Origin of the sequence: Tenacibaculum aiptasiae, from assembly GCF_965221665.1 — a bacterium.
Classification (GTDB): domain Bacteria; phylum Bacteroidota; class Bacteroidia; order Flavobacteriales; family Flavobacteriaceae; genus Polaribacter; species Polaribacter aiptasiae.
The window spans coordinates 179,215-196,632 of the sequence record NZ_CBDCSN010000002.1 but is presented as its reverse complement, the minus strand read 5'-3'; the positions used below and the strand labels follow the sequence as shown (position 1 = coordinate 196,632).

The following is a 17,418-nucleotide window of genomic DNA, read 5'->3' as shown; positions in this document are numbered from 1 at the left end:
CTAAGATTTCAAATTCTCTTTAGTTATGGATCCCCACTTATTCATTTCAGATAAGACAGGTAAAATTCCAAGTCCAAAATTAGTAAGTTTATATTCAACACGAAGAGGAACTTCTTTAAAAATTAATTTTTCAATAATTCCATCTGCCTCTAATTCACTTACTGTATTTGCTAACATTTTATCACTTATATAAGGTAGAGCTTCTTTGAGCTGATTAAACCTAACTTTACCATCATGTATTTTCCATAAGACAGCTGGTTTCCATCGCTTACCAATAAAACGTAACGTTGTCATGAATGGGCAATCATATTCTAAAAACTTTTCATTTTCAAAATTAGTTGATGCTTTTTTTCTCACACTTACCTTTTTGTTAGTTGCTTACTGTTTGGTTATTGTTATACAAACATACAATTTTGCATAGAGTTTAAAACGTATTCAGATGAAAATTAACTTTATAGGTGCAGGAAATGTAGCATCGAGCTTAGGAGATTTATTTACAAATGTAGGTTATGAAGTAAAGTATGCAACTCCAAATCCAAAAGAAAATCAAATAGCTATTTCAGAAGCTTGTGAAAGCGGAGATATAGTCTGTTTTGCAATTCCATACAATGCAATGAATAATGTGTTGTTAGCAAACAAGGAAGCTTTAAAAGGAAAAATAGTAATAGATATTACAAACGCTATTCATATAGAAAATTGGACTCCTTTATTTTTAGGGGAAGATAGTGGGGGAGAGCAAACCGCTAGGTTATTATCCGAAAGTAAAGTGGTAAAAGCATTTAATACCATATTTGCCGATGTAATGAAAACAGGTAAACAAGAAATTAGTGGAAATAAACTTACAGTTTTTATTGCCTCTGATGATGAAGATGCTGCTGAGGTTGTAAAAAAACTAGCTAATACTATTGGGTTTGAAGGTTTAGTTGTTGGAGGTATTCAAAATGCACGTCATTTAGAAGCTATGGCTCATTTAAATATTTCGATTGCTCTTAATGGAGGCGGAACCGATGCTGGTTTTACCTATTTCCAAAGAAAATAATAAATACAAAGACCAATCATAATTACTAATGAATGGTCTTTTGTTTTAATATTGAATTTTATACTTATTGAATCAATGTGTTTTTATCAATGATTGTTTTGTTTGTTATTTTTTGACCGTTCATGAATGATGTTACAGTTGAGGTAAAAGCCGTAGGCGCAAATAAAGCGATAAAATGAGGAGCATCTTTTACACCAATAAATTTTATATCGTTGTTCTTAGCCATTTTTTTATAATGACGAAGCGCTCCATTGTAATGTGTCTTTGGATCTAATGTTCCATGTAAGATTAATGTTGGAGGCATATTTTTAGGAACTTTAGCAAAGTAGTTATCACGTTGATAAGTAGGCATAGAATTCTCAGCAATTAGTTTAGGTAATGGACTAGTAAATAATAAGCCTTTCGATTCTTTAGTAACGTCACTTTTTTTAGCTTCTGGTTTTAAATTATTTTCAGAGCCTGTAATTACCTGAGTTAAAGGTATAGAGTTAGATGAGGTTTTGTATTTAGCTCCATATTCTGTATAAAACTTTGTAATGTCAGCAATAGCACTATTTAATGGTTCTACGTTGTTGTTAGCTAATGCTTTAATAATCGTAGGAATTTTATTTCGAACTTCAGGAATATCTAACATCATCCCAAAAATTATAGATAAATCTTGCTTAGGTAATTTTTTAGCAAAGTCGCTGTTGTTTTGAGTTTTCTTAAGAATGTTTTGTAACTGATTGTTTAATGAAACAGTATTATTTGGTTCTGGTTTGTTGTATAAATCTAAAACTGCGCGCCCAACATTATTCGTTACAAATGATCTTTGACTTAAATCATAGTCTGTATCATCTTGTAAAGGAACTAGTGAGTCGAGAATAACACCGTCAATCTTCACTGAGTTTAATTGAAGTAAACGTAATACTAATTGAGTTCCGTAAGAAACTCCGTATACATAACGTTTCCCTTTTCCACTTAATTGATTCATTAAAACACTCAAATCATTAGCAGCATTGGTAATAGAAAAAGCTTGTGTGTATGATTTGTTACTAAACATTTGTCCAAAACAAGGCCCCCATTCATTATTAGCCAAAGCAATACCATTAGGTGAATCTATACTTTCTTGTTTAGGACATATTTTACTAGACAATCCAGTACCTCTGTGATCTGGAACAAAAATATCTAAATGCGGAAATAGTTTAGAAAATTGGTTGATTAGAGGATAGAAACTAGCACCAGATTCACCAGGGCCTCCAGCAATAAGCCAAATAGAACCTTTCCTTTTTTTTAGTGAAGGAAATTTTCTAACAAATATATTTAGAGTTTGATCTTTATTTGATTGGTAGTCCAAAGGTGTTTTTACTGTAGTACATAAAGAAGATTTGAATTCTGAAAATTCTTCTTGATCTGAACATTTTGAAAATTGAGCATTACTGTTTAGTGTAATTAGGAAGATAGTAACGAATAGTAGGTAGTGGTGTTTTAGCATTAAAATTGAATTGTTTTAGGTTAGGTTTTTAAGATTACTGTTTACAGTTTTTTTTGAAATCAGCATAGCAATAGAAGAAGTAACCTTTTTTTTTAGATTAAAGGTTCATTCATAAGCTTTCTATATAGACGACATAAGTTTATAAATGGTTACTGTTTTGATAAGATTTTAAGTAGAATTAAAATCTATTATTGATATAATATGCTCTCTATCTAGCCTTAAAAAAGTCAACTTTAGTTATTTCAGAGCTTTTTAAACTCCAGAATGTAGCTTGAATTTTCTTGTGTTTAAAATCTTGGGTTGTATATTCACAATTATAATTCATATCAAAAACCTTATCCCAACTCTTTTCAGTTAAATCCTTTAAAGAATCAGGGTATTGTTCAATATCTGTAAATTTTACTTTAGCTTTATTAAGAAGTTTGTCAAAGTTTAAAACTTGTTCTTCATTATCAGGAATGTACCAATAATTTAATGGGTAATGCCATAAGAGAAAATCTGATAATAGAACTTGGTTTTCTGGTTTTTCAAATTCAATTCTCACGCCTTTTGTACCTTGTGGTAAAAAACCTGATGTTCTTAAGTCAGGTCTTCTGGAAGTACTATCCTTATATTGATACCAAGCCCAAATGGGAAATATATTATCTTGAGGCCTAGGTCCAATCCTGTTTTCCATCTCTTTAATCATCCATTTGTAGGTTTCTTTAAAATGAGGATCAGCGTATTTTTCTAAAGTATAAATTTCTCCATCTTTAATTAGTTTATCGTAAAATTCTATAGGTTGAATTGTCCAGAGTTTCATTTAAAGATTATCTTTTTAAAATGCCTAAATAGTTTATCCAAGGACCAACTTCTTCTGTGTATTGTTTGGCCATAACTCTAGATATTTGAGCAATATGACCTAAGTCATGTACAGCCCAAGTTGAAATTAATTGTTTGAGTGTTACTTGACCAAACTCGGGATGAATTCCTGTAAGGTTATAATCTTCGGTAGTAATGTTTAAAGAAATCAATTCGTTAAGATTACTTTTTCTTATTGTTTTGAATTCTTTTATTAACTCTTGAATTGGTTTGTTTTGGTCTTCTTTAAGTTGAGCAAAACGATCAAAAGGTTCAAAGAGCTTGTTTTCAGATTCGCTTAAAATTGTTTTGATTCTAACCATCCAATCTGTTTTTTCTCCAAATATTAAATGTCCAACAATATCATAAGGACTCCAAGTATTTTCACCTTCATTATTTACAATCCATTCTTTAGATAAACCATTTAATAAGGCTTCTAAAGCTAGAGGAGTTTTTTCTAAAATCTCTATTGATTTATTTAATTCAAAGTTCATTTTAACTTATTGTGTATTCAAAGTTATTATTCTGTTTTTATCATTAGACTTACTCTAAGTTTGATGTAATATTTTGAACGACTTCATTTCTGTATTCAGTAGCTTTTTGAACAAACTCTTCAGTAACAGCTAATCCCTCTTCATGCTTTGCAGACCATAGGATAAGCTCAACTAAAACAGGTATTAAGTCTTTTCCTTTTTCTGTCAAAGAATATACCTTTTGAGTTCTTAGTTTCTCATAAACTCTCGATTCAATAAGTCCAGCTTTTTCAAGCCTTTTTAATCTATCAGATAATATGTTAGTTGCTATTTTTTCTTTTGATTGTAGAAATTCTTTATAAAATTTTTTTTGATCAAAAACGAGGTCTCTAATAATTAGTAAACTCCATTTATCGCCCAGTAAATCAAGAGCGTAACTGATAGGGCAGTTCGAACGATTTGTGTTTTTTTTCATATTTACTTGTTTTTTGCAAGTGAATAATTATCTTTGCTTGCAAAATGCAAGTTATGTAAATATTTAATAAAATGGAAACTTTTGAGATTAATTTAAACAGATTTAAAAGAGAAAATTGGACAAATCAGGAATGTGAAAACGCTGAGGTTGTTGTAGACTTTGTACAGAATATTATGAATAATCATAATTTTGAGTATGTAAAAAAGAAGTATGGTAGCCATAAATACAAGCAGCACAATCAAAGCATGGTTGATGGGTTAAAAGGAGTGTTAGAAGTTGTATCTAATTTTGCTAAGCGCTATCCTGATTATACATACGATGTAAAACATATGTACGTAGATGGACCATTTGTAATTGTACATTCTCATGCAACAAATAATAAAAAACACAGAGGCAATCCTAAAAAAGGATTAAATATTATGGATGTATGGAAGGTTGAAAATGGTGAAATTACTGAACATTGGGATTCTGTTCAACCAATTCATGGTTCCATGAGATTCTTATTTTGGATGATTGGAGGAAAGTTTAGAAACAATAATACTTATTTCTAAATGGAACTTTTAATAAAGTATTGTATTTGATGATTTTCAAATTAACTATTTAAATTATCAAATGCAATATTTCATCAATGCTAAATTTAGCTGTTTAGTAACCAAAAATTGTATGGCTAATTAACCGTTTTTTTTCTTTTTTACTAATAAGTAGATTATAAAAATAGGAGCTATCATTGGAACAATTCCCCAAGTCTTTTTTGCAATAATCCAAGCAACAAGTCCAGTAACAATGATGCCTGCTAAAAAACCAATTAGTAAAGCATTAATTAATTTTGAGCTCTGTTTTTGATTAGTAATTTCTTTATCAGCTAATTCTGAGTTTTTGTTTTCTTGTATCAAAATATGTAGTAAGTTTTTTTAGTTTCAATTGTTTTTAAATTGTAAATGATAAATATATGTAATGCTTTTTTATATAGATTATATTAGGTCCTTTTCAAGATTGCTATTGCAATGAAGTTTCCTCTAAAGACTACATGTAAAGAGTCTCCTTTAAATTCGTCATTTACTTTTGTTAATTTACTATTTAGCTCGCTTTCAAATTTAGTGTACTCCAATTCCCAAAGGTCATCTCTAATAAATTCAAAAAAGCTTCCTCTAAACGCAATTGAAGTTACTTTTCCGTTTGTTTCTGCAATACTCCAAACTTGTTCATTAACACTTTCATATTCGTTATTAGCATTTTTTCTGATAATATTTCTAGAAAGCAAGTCAGCTATATCATCACCTAAGTTTATACCAAAAGAATTCTCTTTTATATCCCATTTCCAACTTGATTTAATTATTTGTGTCATATATGAATGTATTGGAATAGCTTTAATCTAGAGGCAACCTAAATAATACTGAAACAATTTTTTTTGATTGCAATATACTCTAATTAAGGAAAAAATGGCTCAAGTTAATTAAGCATTACAAAATGAGATTTTGCTTAAAGAATACTTTTTAATTAAATTACTATGAGAAAATAAATAAGCAACTAGAGTTTTTATAAAAAGTTTGTACAACTCAAAAAGTAATTAAGAAAAGTTTGTACAGAAATTTTACCGTTAATTTTGTACAAACTTAAAATTAGAATATTTAAAGTTGTACAAAGTATATAATGAGAACTGTAGCATATTTATAAATTTCTAAGATTTATAGAGTAGGTAAAGCGGAAGGTTAATGTGTTTCTGTATGTTTTGTATTTATCCAAAAATATTATTTTATCATTAAAGCTTATCTCCACCTAGCCATAGAGCTAAATACCAGTCTTTTCCAAACAAGGATGTAAAGTTGTCCAAATCAACTCTATTGTTAACTCCATAATAAATACTTTCTTCACCAATTGCGATTATATCATTAGCTGAAGATTGATAAAAATTCATGTTAAGATCATAAATATTTGCAGCTTCTATGTGAATTTCTTTACTTTCTATTTCAAACAGGAAACCATCGTTTATGGCTTTTTTAAGTTCGTTATTAGAACATTTACCTCTAGCCGTAAAATTTTGATTGAAGCATGTTATTTTTAAAACTTCATTAATTAAAAAATCCTGAACAGAATATTTTGTATTCCTCCATTTTCTTTTAAATGGCTTAAATAATAGATTGTTATTTGTGTTTAACCCCCATTTATCACCAGTTTGATCATCAATATGAAGCTCTAAAATTCCAAGACTATTATGTTTTAAACCATTTAAAACTGATTTAAATATATTAGAATGAATTCCAATTTGTTTGTAAAAATCAAACAGTATTTTAGGAAACTTAATTCCAGTTTTTATCTCGATGTTTTTAATGTCTTCGTCAAAATTGATAAAATCATTTTCATTTATATTATTCAATTTTTTTATAATTTCTAATTCCATCAATTTTTATTTAAAGATAAAGTATATATAAGTTTTGAATAAAAAGCTATTTACTCAATCTTAATATTCTAAACGCTCCTTGAATAACTAAAATAAAAACGATTGTTCCGATAACCAAATCAGGTTTACTTGAATTTAACCAGTTTACTAAAAGCCCAGCTATTATTACTCCAAAATTAATAATTACATCATTTGAAGTAAAAATCATACTTGCTTTCATATGGGCTTCTTCCTTACTTTTTGATTTTTGTAAAATGTAAAGACAAATTCCGTTTGCGATGAGTGCAAAAATTGAAACGACAATCATTGTTGAAAAATCAGGAAGTTTCTCATTGCCAAAAAATCTTCTTAACACTTCAATAAAACCTATAACAGCTAGCGTTATTTGAAAATATCCAGCCAGTTTTGCTATTCGTTTTTTCTTAATTAAAGTTCCACCAACAGCAAACAAACTAATTCCGTAAACCAAACTATCTGCAAGCATGTCTAAACTGTCTGCAATTAACCCCAATGACTTGGAGATTATACCCGTTGTCATTTCTATTAAGAAAAAAGTAAAGTTAATTCCCAATACAGACCAGAGTAGTTTTTTCTGGTTTGCATTTTCTTTGAAATCTGTTTTGTCGGTTTGTTCAGTAGAAATTTTTTTTCCTCCCAAATTGAGTTCAAGAATTGATTTTTCTATTTGGTCAATTTCTCCGCTGTGGAAAACAGTCAATTTTCGGTTTGCTATGTCAAAGCTTAAATTAGCAATGCTTGAGATTTCATCCAATTTCATTCTGATGAGGTTTTCCTCTGAAGGACAATCCATTTTAGATATCTCAAATATTGTTTTATTTAGTTGTTTTCTCGACATAAATCACAGCTTATTTATATGAGCTAAAAGTTAGTTTACTTTTCTTATTATAAGAGTTCAATGTACTAAACTTAAGTTAGTAATACAGAGAAGTAGATATTATTTTATTGAATTTTAAGTAGTTTCTTTCGTGATCTATTTACCAGTGGTTGGAGCTTGATAAGTTTTCATTTTAGTAAGAAGCTCATCAATATTTTCACTAATTAAAACCATCTTTCTATTTTTTTCTTTTAAAAGTCCCATTGAAACCATATGATCTAAGAAAGTAATAAGACTGTTGTAAAATCCATTAATATTAAGAATTCCAATTGGTTTTTTATGCAACCCTAATTGTCCCCACGTCAACATTTCAAAAAGTTCTTCCAATGTTCCAAAGCCTCCAGGTAAAGCAATAACACCATCGCAAAGCTCATTCATCTTGGTTTTTCTCTCATGCATAGAATCCACTAAGATTAATTCAGTTAATCTAGTATGAGCTATTTCTTTTGATTTAAGAAAAGTGGGTAAAACTCCTATCACTTTCCCAGAATTTGAAAGTGCTCCATTGGCTACTGCTCCCATTAATCCAACATTTGCTCCACCATAAACCAATTCAATATTTTCAAGAGCTAGTTTTTTTCCAAGTTCTTTTGCTTGGAGTTCAAAATTATTATCTGTTCCAAAACTTGAACCGCAAAAAATTGTAATTCTTTTCATTTTAGTATTTACTTGTTTTATATAATGTGTAACGTGTTCATTAATGGTTTCGTTACGTTGGACTAAGTTAGCAAATAAGCAATGAATTAAAGATATTGTTGGCTGGTTGTTCTAATTTCTACAAGACAATCGTGGTAATCACTTTTTTTCTGACTGTTTCCATGATGAGATACATTAAGAAGTATTCCCTTAAATTTTAATTTTCCATTGCTGATTTTTCAACTAGCTCTTCAATATTCCTTAAGAATTGTTATTTCAATATACTATTAAGTTTTTCTCTAATTTCTTGAGCAGTTGGACTTATTGCTAAGATATTTCCTGTTTTATCAATTAAGAAAATCCCACCACCTGTACCATCAACCCCATACTTTTGCCAAATAAGGTTTTCTTCATCCAATTCAACAAGGTTTAACCAAGGGAATTTTTCTTTTTCTAAAAATTTTTTGAGATTTTCGGTGTTCTTAAATTCACCAGCAACGCCTACTACTGTAAGACCTTTATCTTTAAATTCTTCGTATATAGGAATTAGTTCTTTACTATGAGCTATACAGGGTCCACACCATGTACCCCAAAGATTGATTATAGCTATTTTATTATCTATTAAATCTGATAGTTTAATTAATTTCCCATCAATTGTTGGGGCTGAAAAATCAGTGTATTTTTTTCCTAGCTGAACACCATTCCTACTTGAAATTAAAGTCAATACAATTTCATTATAGGGATGTCCTTTAAATTTACTAGAAAAAGCATCATATTTTTTCTTTACGGCCTTTACATCGTCTATTTTTTTATTAGAAACGAGATTATTATAAAATAAATAATAAGCAAGCAAGTTTTGGTTATCATTTATATATTGTTGTTCCCATTTTTTTTGTTCATCATAGATTTTTTTTATTTTTTCACTGAGGATCTTTGCAGGGATAGTTAAATCTAATTTTAACTTTTTTAAGTGATCCATTTTTTTATACAATGTATCTATTTTATTTTCCTCTTTTTCTAGATCATTTAATATAGATTTCATTGGTTCGCTGAAGTACGTATTATTGTTTATAAGAACTTCAATACTATCCCTTAATGGTTTTATTCTATTTTGAAATTTTATATTTTTAATGTTGGAAAAATCTTTGTATTCTTTATTTTGTTTACCACCTATGATTTCATTTTTATCAAATTCTGATTCTGGATGAATGGTTAGTTTTATTGTTCCTGGTTCTAAAAACACATTTATGTATCTTCCTCCTGACCATCTAGATTTTCCAAAGGAAAGTCTATACCCTTCTGGGTTTTCGACTAATAATTCATGTTTAAATTTACCGTTAATAATAGGTATTTCTATTGCTGTACTTACGCGTAAATCTTCATAAGGTTTAGCTAAAATTATTGATTTATTATCGTTTCCTGTATACGTTCCTTCAATGATACATAGTTGTTTGTTTTTTGAACAACTACTCAAAGTTATAATTAGTAGGGTTAATAAAGTATTGATGTAATTTTTAATTTTCATAAAGTTATTTTTGGTACACTCAAATTTTACATAGCGGTTAAACATAATTTGTTGTTGAGGTTTGATTGTTGTTTTCTATTTCAATTTTTTATTTCATTCCGATATTTTTCTCTGTTCGTTGCGTGAATTTCAAAAAATGTAATTCCACTGTCAAAAATTTTAACTTCAAAATTACGTTTAATTGAATATCTATCATCCAAATCGTTTGATAAGTATACAAATCCTAAAAACAAAACTCCAAATACAATCCAAAATATTTTAGAAATCAGTTTAGGAATGTTGATTTCCCAAAATTTATTTATGGTCAAAGTTAATATTAACCAAAAGGCAAAATAAGTCAAAAAATTAATGGCTATTTCTATCAAAAAGTATTGAGTTGACAGTGAAGTATGGAATCCTTCGCATTTATAAATCAATGGAAATCCATAGAAAAAAGCATCCTTTGCATCTATCGCAATTCCGAACCACCATTTTGTTATAATTCCAAATGAAATTAAAGTCAGAGGTAAAGTCAGTTGAAATATTAATTTTTTCATTTATTCAATTCAGGAGTAACCAAGAACAAACAATTACTTATAGTTATTGTTGTGTTTAGTTTTTTAATCCAATCCAAAAGTCAGAGTTATTATTTTATTCGATTCTTTTTCGGTTGAGATTGCACAAACTAAATATGAAAAAAAAATTGGGTCAGTCAATTTTTCAGAATCAATTTTTTCTGCATTGATATAATAAAAATTCCTAATTGATAATTCAAATTTGTCCAAATTGGAAATAGCTAATTCAAAATTCTTTTTGAATATCGGTAAATCTTCTCCCCAATCTTCGTCTTGACAATATTTTTGAAACTCGGATTTAAAGTCGCTAAAATTAAGTTTTTTAAAATCTGATATGTCAATTTTATTCAGAAGAATTGAGCCATAATAATTCGTTGGTTCTTTTAATTCTTTTTCCATAGTTTTAATTGGACCAAATTCTTTTTCTTTTAGAATATTATTCTTTAATAATTCTTTTAATTCAGGGTTTTTCTCTGAACAGTCAAAAATATTCACGCAGTAGAATCCAAGTCCACTTTCATCTGATTTCCATATATTTTGCTTTAGTTCTAAGTTCATTTTAATTAAACACAACGGTCTGGTATAATCGTCAGTTACAGGTTTTAAGTTACTGTTTTTTGGTTAAGCATTGGCCTTTGTAATTAGGACGTAGTCGAATCCTTCGTAATTACGGTTATACATAGTTGTAGGTAGTTTTTTATGCGTATCCTAATCTCAAATATTCCACTCCATTTTTTTTATAACATTCGAGTATCATAATCAAATCATTAATATCTTTTACGAACTCTCCGTTTCCGTAATATTCAATTTCTGGTGGATACAAAATTCTTATATTTTCAGGTAGTTCTTGATTGTTTTTAAACTTAATTTTATTTGTAAAACCTTTGTTTTTTTCAAGTGTTATTTTGAATTCAATAAGCAATTCAAGTATTGATTCAGTCTTTATTCTTGTTTCCTTTTTATGTTTTTTAAATTCTATTTCTGCATTTTTGATTTGACCATATTTTTCCATTTCCTTAAATATAGACTCATCATCAGTGAAAGTTTTCTGAAAAAGACTCAAGTCAATATTCAGTTCATTTTCTAATTGACTGACAGCAGCATATTCATCATATCCACCAATTTGTTCAAAAAAGTATGATAATCCAGATGGAAAATCATTCGTACAGTCGGTTTCAGTTTCCGGAATCAGATAATAATACATTCCCATATTCAACTTATTTTCTTTTGTTGGCAAAAAGAATATTAAACTAATAAATAATGTAGTTAGTGTTTTCATTTCTAAAATTACTACAACTGTCACGTATAACCATCAGTTATGGATTAAAATTATAGGCTTTATTCCGAATGGATTCGTACTTAGTCAAATCAGCCGTAATTACGGTTATACATTATTGTGCAACGTTTTTATTTTTTTATACAACTCTTTTTCTAATTCAATTGATTTTTTCAATTTAACACTTTCTATTCCGTAAACCCATTCATTTTGATATTCTGTCCAATTAGATTTTTCTAACACGATTTTTTGCCCTATTTCGTTTTCTAATGATTCGAGTTTTTTAAATTCAGGGTTGGTCACTTTTATAACTCGTACATAATTATGAGCAATCAATTCTGACAGGATTTTTCCACAAACAAATTCATTTCCGATTTGAGTATCAGATTCAGAGTAATATTTTTTTACAGAATTATTCAACTCGTAAATTCCTTGAATATCATCATTTATTGAATCAATTAATATGAATTTTATGTGTTCAATAATTTTCGAATTCATTTTTTGATTATGATTTGACAAATGTTGCATAATCGGAATTGTATATGGAACATAGTGTACAAAGACACTAACTTTTGGATTAATACAGAATCGAATTTTTATATTTTGTTTTTAATTTTTCTCTTTTAAAAGCCAAATTAAAAATTTGGTATGCATTTTAAAAATACACAGTCCCTTCGATTTAGCAATTATTAGCTATATTTTATACATTGTGTTAGCCAAAGTTATTTTTCATACTCATAATAAATAATGTTTTGTATTTCCTTTGTCTCATAATCTTTAATGATTTCTTTTTCAAGTAAGCCATTGTCATAATAATAATACTCAGTTTCATCCATGAACTGAGCTTGTTCAACGATTTTAATTTTACCTATTAAAGATTTTTTATATTCAAGATGAGGGAATTCAATTAATTTAAATAGTCTATCATCATCGTATTCGTAAAGTGTTTTCTTTACACTATCTTCATATTTGAAGTATAGGCATTCGTCTAAAAATCCATTCTTATTAAATGTATATTTTACTTTGTCTGGTTCATCAAGATGTGTAATTTTATTAACGGACTTTGTTTTATTCCATTCGTGTTTTATTCGATATACTTCTCCATCATTATATGTGTATCGTTCAAAAGATAAATCATTTCCCAAGTATTCAAAATCACCAGTATAAATTTTAACTTCTTTTTCTTTTTCAATATTTATTAGAACCTCTCTTATTTTTTTATCATTTGAATAAGTGAATTTTTTAATTGAATCAAATTCCTTATCATTTATTGAATCTTCAAATAGATAAAATTTAACAATAAAATTACTATCGGAATATTCATATTCGGAAATTATGCCATTTCTGTAATCAATAATTTTAGAAACTTTATGGTCTTTATAAAAATATTCTTTTCTAATGTCATTTTGTTTATTTGACTTTGTGAAAATCGTTAATTTTTTGAAATCAAGAGGTGCTTGTAGAGGGTCAAAATGTCCTTTAAATATCATTAGTTTTTAATTGGGCTAACTTGTTTATATGTAGAGCTTTGTTTCTTGTATTAGTTATAATTAGTAAAGAGAAACTTAAAATTGCATTCCTACTCTAAAATTCAAGACTCTACCAGTCATAAAATTTGGTATTCCATATTGTGCTTTACTATAAGCGTCACGAACCCATGTATTGGTTATTGAATTACGTATATCAAATACATTAAATAATTCTAAACCAGCAGTAAACTCTTTAAAATTCTTTAAAAAACCAGTTTTGTGCTGTTTGTTGGCATCAGCAAATACATAAGAGATACCAACATCAGCACGTTTGTAATCGTCTAATCTATTTTGAAATTCGTAAACATCAGCATAAGCAGGAGCTCCACCAGGCAACCCTGTATTGTAAACAATATTTAAATGCGCTTTTAAATCTGGTAAATTAGGTACGTAATCTTGAAATAAAGCACCAAATTTTAAACGTTGGTCGGTAGGTCTTGCAATATAACCTCTATTATTGATATTTTCTTCTGTTTTTAAGTATCCAAAACTAACCCAACTATCATTGCCAGGAACAAATTCACCATTTAAGCGTATGTCTAAACCATAAGCATAGGCATCGGTAACATTATCGGCACGATATCGGATACGAACATTGTCTACAGAATAAGCATTAACATCAGATAAGTCTTTATAATATAATTCTGTAGTTAGTTTAAATGGACGTTCCCATAGTATAAAACTGTAGTCATTTCCCGCAACAAGGTGAATAGACTTTTGAGCTTTTACATTCGGATTTATTTGTCCGTCGTAACCACGTAGTTCTTTATAAAATGGAGGTTGAGAATACCATCCTCCTGAAATTCTAAAAAGCATGTCTTTTTCCCAATCTGGTTTTATAGCAAATTGTGCTCTTGGGCTAAAAATAAATTGGTTATCACTACTACTAGTAGCTGTTTTTACTTTCCAAGTTTGTCCTCTCACTCCAATATTCATCCAAACCTGATGATCGCCCCAGTTTGTTTTTCTACTAAATTGAACAAATCCTGATAAACGATTAATATCTACTTCGTTTTCTGCTCTAACATTTCTAAAAGGTTCAATAGGTCCAGTAAAAGGTTGGTAAGGTTGATTATTTCCTGTATGATGAGGTGGGCGTACCGAAAATCCTAACGAGTCGATTACTTCCCATTCACGTATACGGTCTTTAATGTTTTCTGTTTGGTATTTTATTCCTGCTCTCCACTCATTTTTTCCATCTTTTAGTGTTGCTCTAAGTTGAACATTACTAATCAACGCGTCTAAATCGTTACGAGCGTGATTGATTTGTGATCCTATTCCTTGAGAAAATTGTACTTCGCCAAAACTTTCTGAACCTATATTACTATCAACTTCTCCTAAGTTATAAGAAGCAGCAATATCAAAATGTTCTTCTTCTTGGGTGTTAAATGAAGAAACTGTTCCTGTAATTTTTAAGTTTTCGTTGGCTTGATATTCCGCAGAAAAAGCTCCGAAAAGTGTTTTAAACTGATCTATTTCTTGCCCTTGATAAAACACAATCAACTCTAAAGGATTGGCAAGGGTACCAAAACGGGTTTTTCTCGTTAATGGTTTGTAGTTATAATCGTTTAAAGAGAAGTTACTTAATAAATTTAAGGTAAGTTTATTAGTTGCTTTGTACGATAAAAAAGTTTGTACATCTGTAAAACGAGGTCTAAAATTAACTTCTACCTGTTTACTATTTACAAATAAGCTATTGTCTCGATAACGAACACCCACAATTGCACTTAGTTTATTGTTTAAAAAAGTGTCTTCAATAGAAAAACTTCCTCCCAATAAACTTAAGTCTAATTTGGCAGCAAAATCTTTAGGCTTTCTATAAGTAATGTCTAAAACAGAAGAAAGTCTATCTCCATATTTTGCTTGGAAACCTCCTGCCGAAAAATTAATATTTTGTACTAAATGTGGATTTATAAAACTCAATCCTTCTTGTTGTCCTGAACGAATTAAAAAAGGACGGTATACTTCAATTCCATTTACATACACTAGGTTTTCATCAAAATTACCTCCGCGAACATTGTATTGGGTACTTAGTTCATTGTTATTACTAACTCCAGGAAGCGTCATTAAAATATTTTCTACTCCAGCATTGGCACCTAAAATAGTCGTTGCTTTTTTTGCTTCTATTTTAGTAATTCCTTGAGCTTCTTTTTTTAGATTCTTTATAACTACTTCTTCTAATTCTTGGGATTTGAAATTTAAAGTAGGAGAGTAGTTAAAAACTTTTCTACCTCTTGAAGTAAACTTTTTTACAACTGATTTATACGATACATGACTAAAAGTTACCGCAACCGTTTTTCGCATAGGAATGGTAAATTTATAAGTACCATCAGCTTTAGTAGTTGTACCTTTTGATAAGTAGGAAATTGCTACTCCTTCAATGGGGATATTATATTTGTTTGTAATTTTTCCTTTTACAATCACTGTTTTTTGTGCAAAAACTAATGAAGGGAACAGTAGTAATAAAAGTAGTTTTCTCAAGGGTTTTATAATTTATTTTTTTTGAAAAATGTAGCAGAAAAAGTTTTAGTATTTCCCACATTATCAGATACTACAAGTTTAAAAAGATGTTTGCTACCTACCAACTTTTTATCGGAAAAATCGTAAGTAAGGATGCCTTTTTTATGGTTGTATTCCATTAAAACCCACTTACCATCTATGGTTGCACGATAATTTTTTATTCCTGATTCGCGATCTTTTATTCTTAACTTTAATGTTTTGTTTTTAGAAATCCATTGCCCATCTTTAAAATTATAAGATTGGATGGTTGGTTTTACCTTATCGAATAATAATGTATAATCTCCTAATACTTTGGTGGTGGTAAACACCTTATCAATTCTTTTTCTAGTTGAAACGTGTCTTGGATATTTTGGATTGGTAACATTTGCAATATATACATGTTGTTTTTGCTCTTCATTTAAAAATGATGTTTCAAACGTTAATGTATATCTTTTGTCAAGAGGAATGGTTGGGTTATGAATTTTAGCAATTCCATTGTCTAAAGAAAAATCAATAAAGCAATCTTCATAGAATGTGTTTTTAGGAAAAGCAATGGTTATATTTTTGTGCGTAAACTTATTAAAGTCTTTGGCTATTACTTTGTAATTAGTAGTATCTTTTTGTTTGAAAACTAAATTACTTTCTACTCCTTTTACAGGAATAGTTAACGAAGATGTATTGTTTTTAAAGTCTTTGGCAATAATCTCAATATTGTAACTAGCTCCGTTTTCGATATTTATTTTTCCATTGTTTACTAAGTCTTCATAAAGATTTAGTCTGTTAGCTTCTACTTTATGAGTTTTTTGAACTCTATTCTTATAGGTTTTGTAATGTTCATAATCAATTAATAAGTTGATGTATTTACTTTCAGCAAAAGAAAAAGTTTCAACATCGTGGTAATAAACTCTACTACCATTTACTTTCATTTCTAAACTATAAATACCGTTTTTATTTAAGGCCCCATTTAATCTGTCAAAAACACTAATTCCAAAACCAATTACACCGCTGGCATTAATACTTTCACTGATGAATTTATTGTCTCCTATACTTTTAAACGATATGAGAGTTTTTAATGAGGAATTATTAATACGAGAATTATCATTAAGTGGATAGGCGATTAATTTTTTTATACTTGGACTTTTATTGTCAGCCACAGTTAAACCAAAATGCATTGGGTTAATAATATGTTCGGTTTCTGTATTTCTTATCTCATAATGTAAATGAGGTCCTCCTGAACTTCCTGTATCACCAGTATAACCTATGATATCTCCTTTTTTTACAGGAAATTTTTCTGGTTTAGGAAAAAGGTTTCCTGTGTTATAGTTTTCTTTTTTATACTGTATAGCTTTTACATACTTCTGAATTTTTGGTGCATATTTTTTAAGATGCCCATATACAGTAGTATAACCATTTGGGTGTTTTACATATAAAGCTTTACCATAACCATATTGCTTTACTTTGATACGAGATACATATCCATCGGCAGGAGCATATATTGGAATTCCTTGTTTGCCTTGAGTTTTAATATCAATTCCAGAATGAAAGTGATTACTTCTTAATTCACCAAAAGTACCAGAAAGTATAATAGGAATTTTCAAAGGTGCTGAAAAATAGTTTTTTGGATATTGTTTTTGCGCGTAGCTAAAACAAAAAACGAAGCTTAAAAAGAAAGAGAAAATAAATTTCAAATTATAACAGTTTTAAACAAAAATACTAAAATAATATCAAAGAGTTAGACGCTTAATTACTAGTGTTTTAGTAAAATATAGCAAAAGAGTTGCGATTTAAAATCTATATTAATAACT

At 28.9% G+C, this 17,418-nt stretch carries 20 protein-coding genes; 2 read left to right on the top strand and 18 right to left on the bottom strand.

The features are described 5' to 3' along the window. Positions 1-357, bottom strand: coding sequence for a winged helix-turn-helix transcriptional regulator (locus ACOQN8_RS01170; protein ID WP_420551302.1), 357 nt, complete (start codon positions 355-357; stop codon positions 1-3). Between the two features lie 82 nt (positions 358-439). Here ACOQN8_RS01170 and ACOQN8_RS01165 point away from each other — a divergent pair, with 82 nt between their 5' ends. After that, positions 440-1,039, top strand: a complete 600-nt coding sequence (locus tag ACOQN8_RS01165) for an NADPH-dependent F420 reductase (protein WP_420551301.1) — start codon at positions 440-442, stop codon at positions 1,037-1,039. Between the two features lie 64 nt (positions 1,040-1,103). Here ACOQN8_RS01165 and ACOQN8_RS01160 read toward each other — a convergent pair whose 3' ends face one another. The 4 genes from ACOQN8_RS01160 to ACOQN8_RS01145 all read right to left on the bottom strand — a co-directional run bounded on the left by ACOQN8_RS01160 (position 1,104) and on the right by ACOQN8_RS01145 (position 4,301). Beyond that, on the bottom strand, positions 1,104-2,513 hold the full coding sequence (locus ACOQN8_RS01160) for an alpha/beta hydrolase (RefSeq protein WP_420551300.1): 1,410 nt from the start codon (positions 2,511-2,513) through the stop codon (positions 1,104-1,106). A gap of 208 nt (positions 2,514-2,721) precedes the next feature. Next, positions 2,722-3,315 carry a DUF3841 domain-containing protein gene (locus ACOQN8_RS01155; protein ID WP_420551299.1) on the bottom strand — a complete coding sequence of 198 codons (594 nt, stop codon included), beginning with the start codon at positions 3,313-3,315 and terminating at the stop codon, positions 2,722-2,724. A gap of 7 nt (positions 3,316-3,322) precedes the next feature. Continuing rightward, positions 3,323-3,847, bottom strand: coding sequence for a DinB family protein (locus ACOQN8_RS01150; protein WP_420551298.1), 525 nt, complete (start codon positions 3,845-3,847; stop codon positions 3,323-3,325). 49 nt (positions 3,848-3,896) lie between these two features. Further along, positions 3,897-4,301: a winged helix-turn-helix transcriptional regulator gene (locus ACOQN8_RS01145; RefSeq protein WP_420551297.1), complete on the bottom strand. Its 405-nt coding sequence runs from the start codon at positions 4,299-4,301 to the stop codon at positions 3,897-3,899. A gap of 71 nt (positions 4,302-4,372) precedes the next feature. Here ACOQN8_RS01145 and ACOQN8_RS01140 point away from each other — a divergent pair, with 71 nt between their 5' ends. Beyond that, entirely contained in the window at positions 4,373-4,852 is a 480-nt protein-coding gene (locus ACOQN8_RS01140) for a nuclear transport factor 2 family protein (protein ID WP_420551296.1), read from the top strand. A 120-nt stretch (positions 4,853-4,972) separates the two neighbouring features. Here the strand turns inward: ACOQN8_RS01140 and ACOQN8_RS01135 are convergent, their stop codons facing one another. From ACOQN8_RS01135 to ACOQN8_RS01075, 13 genes are all read right to left on the bottom strand, one after another. Continuing rightward, positions 4,973-5,194 carry a hypothetical protein gene (locus tag ACOQN8_RS01135; protein ID WP_420551295.1) on the bottom strand — a complete coding sequence of 74 codons (222 nt, stop codon included), beginning with the start codon at positions 5,192-5,194 and terminating at the stop codon, positions 4,973-4,975. 83 nt (positions 5,195-5,277) lie between these two features. Beyond that, the gene (locus ACOQN8_RS01130; protein WP_420551294.1) at positions 5,278-5,646 is read right to left on the bottom strand and encodes a hypothetical protein; all 369 of its coding nucleotides are present in this window, start codon (positions 5,644-5,646) and stop codon (positions 5,278-5,280) included. Between the two features lie 414 nt (positions 5,647-6,060). Continuing rightward, positions 6,061-6,699 (bottom strand): hypothetical protein, encoded by a 639-nt coding sequence (locus tag ACOQN8_RS01125; RefSeq protein ID WP_420551293.1) that lies wholly within the window; start codon positions 6,697-6,699, stop codon positions 6,061-6,063. Between the two features lie 46 nt (positions 6,700-6,745). Further along, complete coding sequence (locus ACOQN8_RS01120; protein ID WP_420551292.1) at positions 6,746-7,555, bottom strand: cation efflux transmembrane domain-containing protein; 810 nt, start codon at positions 7,553-7,555, stop codon at positions 6,746-6,748. 135 nt (positions 7,556-7,690) lie between these two features. Further along, complete coding sequence (locus tag ACOQN8_RS01115) at positions 7,691-8,251, bottom strand: LOG family protein (protein WP_420551291.1); 561 nt, start codon at positions 8,249-8,251, stop codon at positions 7,691-7,693. Between the two features lie 250 nt (positions 8,252-8,501). Further along, complete coding sequence (locus tag ACOQN8_RS01110) at positions 8,502-9,755, bottom strand: redoxin domain-containing protein (RefSeq protein WP_420551290.1); 1,254 nt, start codon at positions 9,753-9,755, stop codon at positions 8,502-8,504. Positions 9,756-9,835: 80 nt separating this feature from the next. Next, positions 9,836-10,291, bottom strand: coding sequence for a hypothetical protein (locus tag ACOQN8_RS01105; protein WP_420551289.1), 456 nt, complete (start codon positions 10,289-10,291; stop codon positions 9,836-9,838). Positions 10,292-10,354: 63 nt separating this feature from the next. Continuing rightward, positions 10,355-10,867 carry a hypothetical protein gene (locus ACOQN8_RS01100; RefSeq protein ID WP_420551288.1) on the bottom strand — a complete coding sequence of 171 codons (513 nt, stop codon included), beginning with the start codon at positions 10,865-10,867 and terminating at the stop codon, positions 10,355-10,357. A gap of 139 nt (positions 10,868-11,006) precedes the next feature. Next, a complete protein-coding gene (locus tag ACOQN8_RS01095; RefSeq protein WP_420551287.1) occupies positions 11,007-11,588 on the bottom strand; it encodes a hypothetical protein in 582 nt (193 codons plus the stop codon). A 105-nt stretch (positions 11,589-11,693) separates the two neighbouring features. Continuing rightward, the gene (locus ACOQN8_RS01090) at positions 11,694-12,083 is read right to left on the bottom strand and encodes a hypothetical protein (RefSeq protein ID WP_420551286.1); all 390 of its coding nucleotides are present in this window, start codon (positions 12,081-12,083) and stop codon (positions 11,694-11,696) included. A 224-nt stretch (positions 12,084-12,307) separates the two neighbouring features. Next, positions 12,308-13,075 carry a hypothetical protein gene (locus tag ACOQN8_RS01085; protein ID WP_420551285.1) on the bottom strand — a complete coding sequence of 256 codons (768 nt, stop codon included), beginning with the start codon at positions 13,073-13,075 and terminating at the stop codon, positions 12,308-12,310. A gap of 75 nt (positions 13,076-13,150) precedes the next feature. Continuing rightward, positions 13,151-15,595 (bottom strand): TonB-dependent receptor, encoded by a 2,445-nt coding sequence (locus ACOQN8_RS01080; RefSeq protein ID WP_420551284.1) that lies wholly within the window; start codon positions 15,593-15,595, stop codon positions 13,151-13,153. Between the two features lie 5 nt (positions 15,596-15,600). Beyond that, positions 15,601-17,211 (bottom strand): M23 family metallopeptidase, encoded by a 1,611-nt coding sequence (locus tag ACOQN8_RS01075; protein ID WP_420551283.1) that lies wholly within the window; start codon positions 17,209-17,211, stop codon positions 15,601-15,603. Positions 17,212-17,418: the final 207 nt, after the last annotated feature.

Bases quoted from the DNA above. Each gene is read 5' to 3' on its own strand.
- ACOQN8_RS01165 (WP_420551301.1), top strand. From the start codon at position 440: ATGAAAATTAACTTTATAGGTGCAGGAAATGTAGCATCGAGCTTAGGA.
- ACOQN8_RS01160 (WP_420551300.1), bottom strand. From the start codon at position 2,513: ATGCTAAAACACCACTACCTACTATTCGTTACTATCTTCCTAATTACA.
- ACOQN8_RS01155 (WP_420551299.1), bottom strand. From the start codon at position 3,315: ATGAAACTCTGGACAATTCAACCTATAGAATTTTACGATAAACTAATT.
- ACOQN8_RS01150 (WP_420551298.1), bottom strand. From the start codon at position 3,847: ATGAACTTTGAATTAAATAAATCAATAGAGATTTTAGAAAAAACTCCT.
- ACOQN8_RS01145 (WP_420551297.1), bottom strand. From the start codon at position 4,301: ATGAAAAAAAACACAAATCGTTCGAACTGCCCTATCAGTTACGCTCTT.
- ACOQN8_RS01140 (WP_420551296.1), top strand. From the start codon at position 4,373: ATGGAAACTTTTGAGATTAATTTAAACAGATTTAAAAGAGAAAATTGG.
- ACOQN8_RS01130 (WP_420551294.1), bottom strand. From the start codon at position 5,646: ATGACACAAATAATTAAATCAAGTTGGAAATGGGATATAAAAGAGAAT.
- ACOQN8_RS01125 (WP_420551293.1), bottom strand. From the start codon at position 6,699: ATGGAATTAGAAATTATAAAAAAATTGAATAATATAAATGAAAATGAT.
- ACOQN8_RS01120 (WP_420551292.1), bottom strand. From the start codon at position 7,555: ATGTCGAGAAAACAACTAAATAAAACAATATTTGAGATATCTAAAATG.
- ACOQN8_RS01115 (WP_420551291.1), bottom strand. From the start codon at position 8,251: ATGAAAAGAATTACAATTTTTTGCGGTTCAAGTTTTGGAACAGATAAT.
- ACOQN8_RS01110 (WP_420551290.1), bottom strand. From the start codon at position 9,755: ATGAAAATTAAAAATTACATCAATACTTTATTAACCCTACTAATTATA.
- ACOQN8_RS01105 (WP_420551289.1), bottom strand. From the start codon at position 10,291: ATGAAAAAATTAATATTTCAACTGACTTTACCTCTGACTTTAATTTCA.
- ACOQN8_RS01100 (WP_420551288.1), bottom strand. From the start codon at position 10,867: ATGAACTTAGAACTAAAGCAAAATATATGGAAATCAGATGAAAGTGGA.
- ACOQN8_RS01095 (WP_420551287.1), bottom strand. From the start codon at position 11,588: ATGAAAACACTAACTACATTATTTATTAGTTTAATATTCTTTTTGCCA.
- ACOQN8_RS01090 (WP_420551286.1), bottom strand. From the start codon at position 12,083: ATGAATTCGAAAATTATTGAACACATAAAATTCATATTAATTGATTCA.
- ACOQN8_RS01085 (WP_420551285.1), bottom strand. From the start codon at position 13,075: ATGATATTTAAAGGACATTTTGACCCTCTACAAGCACCTCTTGATTTC.